Origin of the sequence: uncultured Candidatus Kuenenia sp. (genome assembly GCF_900696675.1) — a bacterium.
In the GTDB taxonomy this organism is placed as follows: domain Bacteria; phylum Planctomycetota; class Brocadiia; order Brocadiales; family Brocadiaceae; genus Kuenenia; species Kuenenia stuttgartiensis_A.
The window spans coordinates 1-5400 of the sequence record NZ_CAADGZ010000182.1 but is presented as its reverse complement, the minus strand read 5'-3'; the positions used below and the strand labels follow the sequence as shown (position 1 = coordinate 5400).

The window sequence follows — 5400 nt, the reverse complement described above, 5'->3', positions numbered from 1 at the left end:
TCTGTAAATATTCCATGAATGCAAAATACCTGGCGCGAAAATAAGACTACAAAAAATAGTTTAAGTACAGATACTACAACACGATATGGTTATAAGCCCATTTTCATCGTTTCAGGGTGTTGCAAATGAAACATGATGACTAGTGACTTATTTTGTCATTACAAGGGTATCAGCTTGTCATTGCGAGGGTCTTTTCCGAAGCAATCTCATAAACCGTCATAGAGGTACTTCCATCCTGCATTCATTCATTCCATTAATTAATTCTATTTTTTTTAGCCCTTGAGCCACCCTTAATTCGCTTCTCCCGCGATATGGCGTTTTTTACGTCATGAAATATCTCGTAGTATACTGAACTGCTTCATATTGTTTTTGTCTTTGTGAAACAGGATTATTGAAATAGGAAACGAGATTAAGTTTGTCATGTATTAGTGTGTTATTGTGATGATTATGCATTTGTGATATTCTTTCTGAATATTGATAATCCTGCCAGATACCTTCTATTTGAAAGGTATTGGCGCTTATGAATTGGTGGATATTTTGAATTATAGCGCACTTATAATCACCATTCAAGCATTTTGTCCATCATATTATCACCCTAAAATCCCAAAATTTGTTAAAGTTCCCGAATAGTGCAAAAATGTCCTGATCTTAAAATGTATTTTGTTGCTACTAACAGGCAAGCAAGTAGACTATTTTGTAATATAGGTTTACAAGGTAAGGGCTAGATAAATTCGTCGCTCTGCGGCCTTCAAACACAAAAGACTTTAAGGGGTGTATTATGATGGTTTATGTGTGTAAAAATAGGTGTTTAAGCAAAGAGATCGCAATCAGTATGTATGGTAGAGGGCGGGCATTTGATAACATTTTTACGGAACGTCTTTGGAGGAGTGTGAAGTACGGAGAGGTTTATCTCAAAGAATATCAGGCTTGTAGTGAAGCACGTGAGGGTTTGGAGAAGTATTTTACATTTTATAATATTAGGAGGTATTACCAATCACTGGAATATAAAATACCGTATGAAGTTCATTTTGGAGTTTCTTCAGTGAGCAAATGAGGAAAAGGAGCGGTGGGGCGAAGGAAAATTGCAGAGTGTGCAGAAGGGTAACGGAAGGAGCCTGCTGCACACTGTAGATTGATGAATTAATGCATCTAAATATTAATAGTAAATGGTCTTGACAAACCAGTCCACCTTATAAAAAAACTTTGACAGCATAGTGATATAACACTGCAGCCGCAGAAACGGCTTGTTTCCAAACTAATCGCTGGTACGCATGGAAATAAGTGCTAATGTACTAATGATAATTTAAGTAAGATGTTAATTTGTTTTCCTTTTTTTGGATTTTCTAAATCTTCCAATATTCAAATAAACGCCTATATTGGCATTCTTGTCTTTATAGGGAGAGATTTTGCCTTCAGCGGAAGTAAACAATGTGGTAACCCCAGGTCCGTGGCCTGCTGTTATACAATTTGTGTGAACAACAACCCCTACTGTGATAGCCCCGGTTTTATATATTCTTCCATAGGAATGGTCTGCATCCATAATCGCAACTATATCTCCCAACCGTAAGGTATCCAGGTTATGTTTTTCTATTGTTTGTTTGTCGAACAATTGTATATCATAATCTCCCCGATAACAGTGTTGTGGACCAAGCCCTGATCCCATAATTGCTGCCGGTATAGTGTGTGTTACTGGAATTTGCATCACCCCTTTTGTCTTGTCATATTTTATTGGCAATGTTTCTAGAAGATGAGGGGAGAGATTGATGGTTTTTATTTGCGGACAATTTGTAAAAGAAAAGCCCAAACCGATACAGCGAATAAGTATTTTGTCGCCTATTACGAGTTTTTCAATAGTTTTATCATCAAAATCTACCAGCACGTTTTCTATGCCGCCATGTTTTCCCGTAACGATGCCTGTATCTCCCTTTGCGTCTCCGGACACAACTTTTGCGCTATTTCCGATGCAAGCCAATAAATTGAGTGCACCATTTTCTTCCTTGTCTTTATTCCTGATGGATACACAGGGCTCAACATGGTCAGCTTCCCATTGTATCGCACTATCCCCTATTTTTACATTATAAGTAATTCCGCCCATACCTGGCAATATGGCAGGTATCCCTTCGGGAGATATGCTGTATGCCTTTGCGCCTCCTGATGGACTGGAGACTTCCCCCAATGCAGATATTTCAACAAGACGATTCCCATTTGTTTCCATAGTATGTCTTTTTTTCTCCTCTAATACTGAGGTTTAACGAATCTTCACTAATATGCAGGCGTAATCTAGCATAGGGTACGGAATAATGGCAATACAAAATTTGTAACACTTTAGTTTTTTGAAAAAGTAGGGGGCGAAGCATTTGATGTAAATTGTCATAAAATGTGTTCATACCCAAACGGGCAAATGCTTAGTCCCTACTTTACGATTATTGGAATTTTTCAAAAAACTAAAGTGCTACCAAGATTTACATTGATATTTTTCGCGCACTCTCCGCCATAGTTGTTTTTGGGATAAAGGAATTGTTTAAGTAAGGGAAACCGAATAATATATTTTTTTTTTGCAATTTCAAACGTATTATTGTTATAAACTATACACATATTAAATTTGATGTGTTTTTATTACGATTAATACTAAAACAAGTACAGGCAAATAGATACGATGATAATAAAGTTACAGAAGGGGTTTTCAGAAAACATGGTGATTAACATTTCTTATTGTATTTTAATAGTAGCGGCAATGTTAACTTTCTGTTGTTCATTATTTGCTGCCGTTCCTCAAATATCAGGCGGAGGTTCTCACAGCCTTGTTTTGAAACCAGATGGTACCGTTTGGGCGTGGGGGGGGAACCATGCCGGACAATTAGGCGATGGTACTACCAATCCCCGGAAATTTGCCATACAGGTGAAAGGACTGGAGGATGTAGTTTCTATTGCTGCCGGATGGGAGCATAATCTTGCCGTTAAATCAGATGGAACAGTCTGGGCATGGGGAAATAACCGATTTGGACAATTAGGCGACGGCACGAACGAAAACCGCAACACGCCGGTAAAAGTGAAAACCATAAAAGATGTTACTGAGATTGATGCCGGATTCTACCATAGTATTGCTTTGCAATCAGACGGAACAGTTTGGGTATGGGGCAATAACGAGTTAGACCAGCTAGGCGATGGAACAAAATCGGATGCATATAAGCCCATGCAAGTACAGGGACTTAACAATGTTGTTGCTGTTTCTGGCGGCAATCATCACAATCTTGTGCTAAAGGCGGATGGAACAATATGGGGTTGGGGCGCCAATGGATATGGACAGTTGGGGGATGGTACTATGACGGAAAGTTCTATCCCTACTCCGGTTTATGATTTCAATGGGGCAGTTTTTATTGCAAGCGGGAACAATTACAATGTAGCCGTGAAAGCTGATGGCAGTATTTGGGGATGGGGCATGAATACCTATGGTCAACTGGGAAACGGAACACAAACAAATAGCAAGATTCCAATTCGTATTAATGGGCTTAATAATAGTGTTTCAATTGCAACCGGTGGCTATCATGCTCTCATTTTGCAACAGGATGGCACTGTGCTGTCAATGGGATACAACAGGACAGGGCAGCTTGGGACAGGCGCTACTTCCAATTATCAATATACTACATTAAAGGTGCATGGACTCAGCGATGTTGTTTCAATAGCGGCAGGATATTATCACAGTCTCGCTTTAAAGAAAGACGGAACGATTTGGGCATGGGGAAATAACGAATATGGCCAATTGGGAGATGGTACGCTCAATTACAAAAAACTTCCCATTCTCTCACAGATCAAATTGGATCAAACCATTACGCCTGCCCCAAAGGAAGATAGCGCATCTGCAAACACTCCAATTCCCACCCTCGTGAAATAGTTACAGTATTAATAGGCGGCTACCCGATGTATTTAGTCGACAGAACTATTATTAAATATTGTCCATTTTAACGTAAAAATTGTCAAAATAAACACTTGACAAATATCAGGATTAAATGTATAAGCATTACGAAATGGGCGATTTCTTCAAAAGCATGCCAGTAAATATCTTAGAGACAAATTACGTTTTTTTATTCTAATAATCTCGTTTTAAGGGTGGAATTTGTTTTTTTAAGATAATACAGTAACTATAAGGTTTAGCATTATTTAAGCTTCATCCTGTTAGATGTTTGTGTCCTGTAGAAAAATGTGAAAGTTTCGTTTTTTATATTTTGTGTTTTAGAAACTTAATAGAGGAGAAATCCGGGGTGGACTCATTCAAAAAATACATTGCAGAATTTTTAGGCACTTTTACGCTTGTTTTTATTGCCGCTGGCGCAATTTGTACAGATTATTACCTGCGGAAAGCAGGAGGGGACGGTATTGGGGTTTTAGGGATTTCCATTGCTTATGGGTTGGCAATTGTCTCTATAACATATGCACTGAGCTATATTTCAGGCGCACATATTAACCCTGCCGTTACAATAGCATGTTGGATCACCAGAAGGATGAATCCGAATCTGGCTATAAAGTACATTGCAGCACAGATTGCCGGCGCTGCGTTGGCTGGTTTTGTCCTTAAGATTTTATTTCCTGAAGCAATATATACGGTTCATCTGGGAGCAAGCATGTTAGGGGACGGGATTTCTGTAATGCAGGGACTCGTTATGGAGTTTATCGTTAGCTTTCTGCTCGTTCTTACAGTCTTTGGGACGGCAATTGATAAAAGGTCTTTTGGTAGTTTTTCCGGATTAACTATCGGGCTTGTTGTGTTGTTCGGCGTCCTTATTGGCAGCCCGATTAGCAGCGGAGCAATGAACCCGGCAAGGGCATTTGGGCCAGCTATCGCGTCCTGGCAGTTTGCAAACCATTATGTTTGGTGGGTAGGTCCTGTTTTAGGCGGTGTGGCCGCCGCTTTTTTCTACGATGCTGTGTTCGCCGAAAAAGAAAAAAAGATGAAGGCAGCAAAGAAAACGACGATTCCTGCTTTCCGCCGAAAGAGAAGACGGTAATGTAGCAGCATACGGATTGCAAAACCCCCTTCTTTCCAGTTGCAACAAAAAATCGTTTTAAAATGTATTTTGTGTTTCCCTTTTACCTAACGAACAAACTGAGATTTTAACGGAGACACCACGAACGATCAATCCTGCATATAGGGACAGCATCCCTAATCTCAGAACTCCTGATCTGGTGGAATTTGATTTGATACCAAATTATATACAAGGCGCAGATTTGTGCCTGGGAATAATGTTTCGGAACTATTAAGTACATCGCATAATTGTTGAACATATCTGTTGTTCCTTGGGTTTGTCATGTTATGAATCGTTATCCTTAAGACGCCATTCTTTTCATCCGGCATTATATCTGCATCTGTCATAAAAATTTGACGTACCAGTGATCTTGCTTCAT

The 5400-nt window shown here is 39.4% G+C and carries 5 protein-coding genes and 1 pseudogene; 3 read left to right on the top strand and 3 right to left on the bottom strand.

What is annotated here, in order from left to right; genetic code table 11:
• Nucleotides 1–321: 321 nt before the first annotated feature.
• Nucleotides 322–570 (bottom strand): hypothetical protein, encoded by a 249-nt coding sequence (locus QZT26_RS16345; protein WP_295103686.1) that lies wholly within the window; start codon nucleotides 568–570, stop codon nucleotides 322–324.
• 250 nt (nucleotides 571–820) lie between these two features.
• On the opposite strand from QZT26_RS16345, the pseudogene QZT26_RS16340 reads away from it, so the two are divergent.
• Nucleotides 821–1054 (top strand): annotated as a pseudogene (locus tag QZT26_RS16340) (integrase core domain-containing protein); the annotation flags it as partial.
• Between the two features lie 261 nt (nucleotides 1055–1315).
• Here the strand turns inward: QZT26_RS16340 and QZT26_RS16335 are convergent.
• On the bottom strand, nucleotides 1316–2215 hold the full coding sequence (locus tag QZT26_RS16335) for a DUF4438 domain-containing protein (RefSeq protein WP_295103685.1): 900 nt from the start codon (nucleotides 2213–2215) through the stop codon (nucleotides 1316–1318).
• Between the two features lie 441 nt (nucleotides 2216–2656).
• Here QZT26_RS16335 and QZT26_RS16330 point away from each other — a divergent pair, with 441 nt between their 5' ends.
• Together QZT26_RS16330 and QZT26_RS16325 are read left to right on the top strand one after the other, a co-directional pair.
• Nucleotides 2657–3892: an RCC1 domain-containing protein gene (locus tag QZT26_RS16330; RefSeq protein ID WP_164995466.1), complete on the top strand. Its 1236-nt coding sequence runs from the start codon at nucleotides 2657–2659 to the stop codon at nucleotides 3890–3892.
• A 367-nt stretch (nucleotides 3893–4259) separates the two neighbouring features.
• Nucleotides 4260–5003 carry an MIP family channel protein gene (locus QZT26_RS16325; protein WP_099325923.1) on the top strand — a complete coding sequence of 248 codons (744 nt, stop codon included), beginning with the start codon at nucleotides 4260–4262 and terminating at the stop codon, nucleotides 5001–5003.
• A 161-nt stretch (nucleotides 5004–5164) separates the two neighbouring features.
• Here the strand turns inward: QZT26_RS16325 and QZT26_RS16320 are convergent.
• Nucleotides 5165–5400 (bottom strand): putative transposase (locus QZT26_RS16320; protein WP_295103682.1); only part of this gene is annotated, 236 nt, incomplete at its 5' end.

What these genes read in the sequence shown, in the direction of transcription:
- QZT26_RS16335 (WP_295103685.1), bottom strand. Translation starts at nt 2,215, where the DNA reads ATGGAAACAAATGGGAATCGTCTTGTTGAAATATCTGCATTGGGGGAA.
- QZT26_RS16330 (WP_164995466.1), top strand. Translation starts at nt 2,657, where the DNA reads ATGATAATAAAGTTACAGAAGGGGTTTTCAGAAAACATGGTGATTAAC.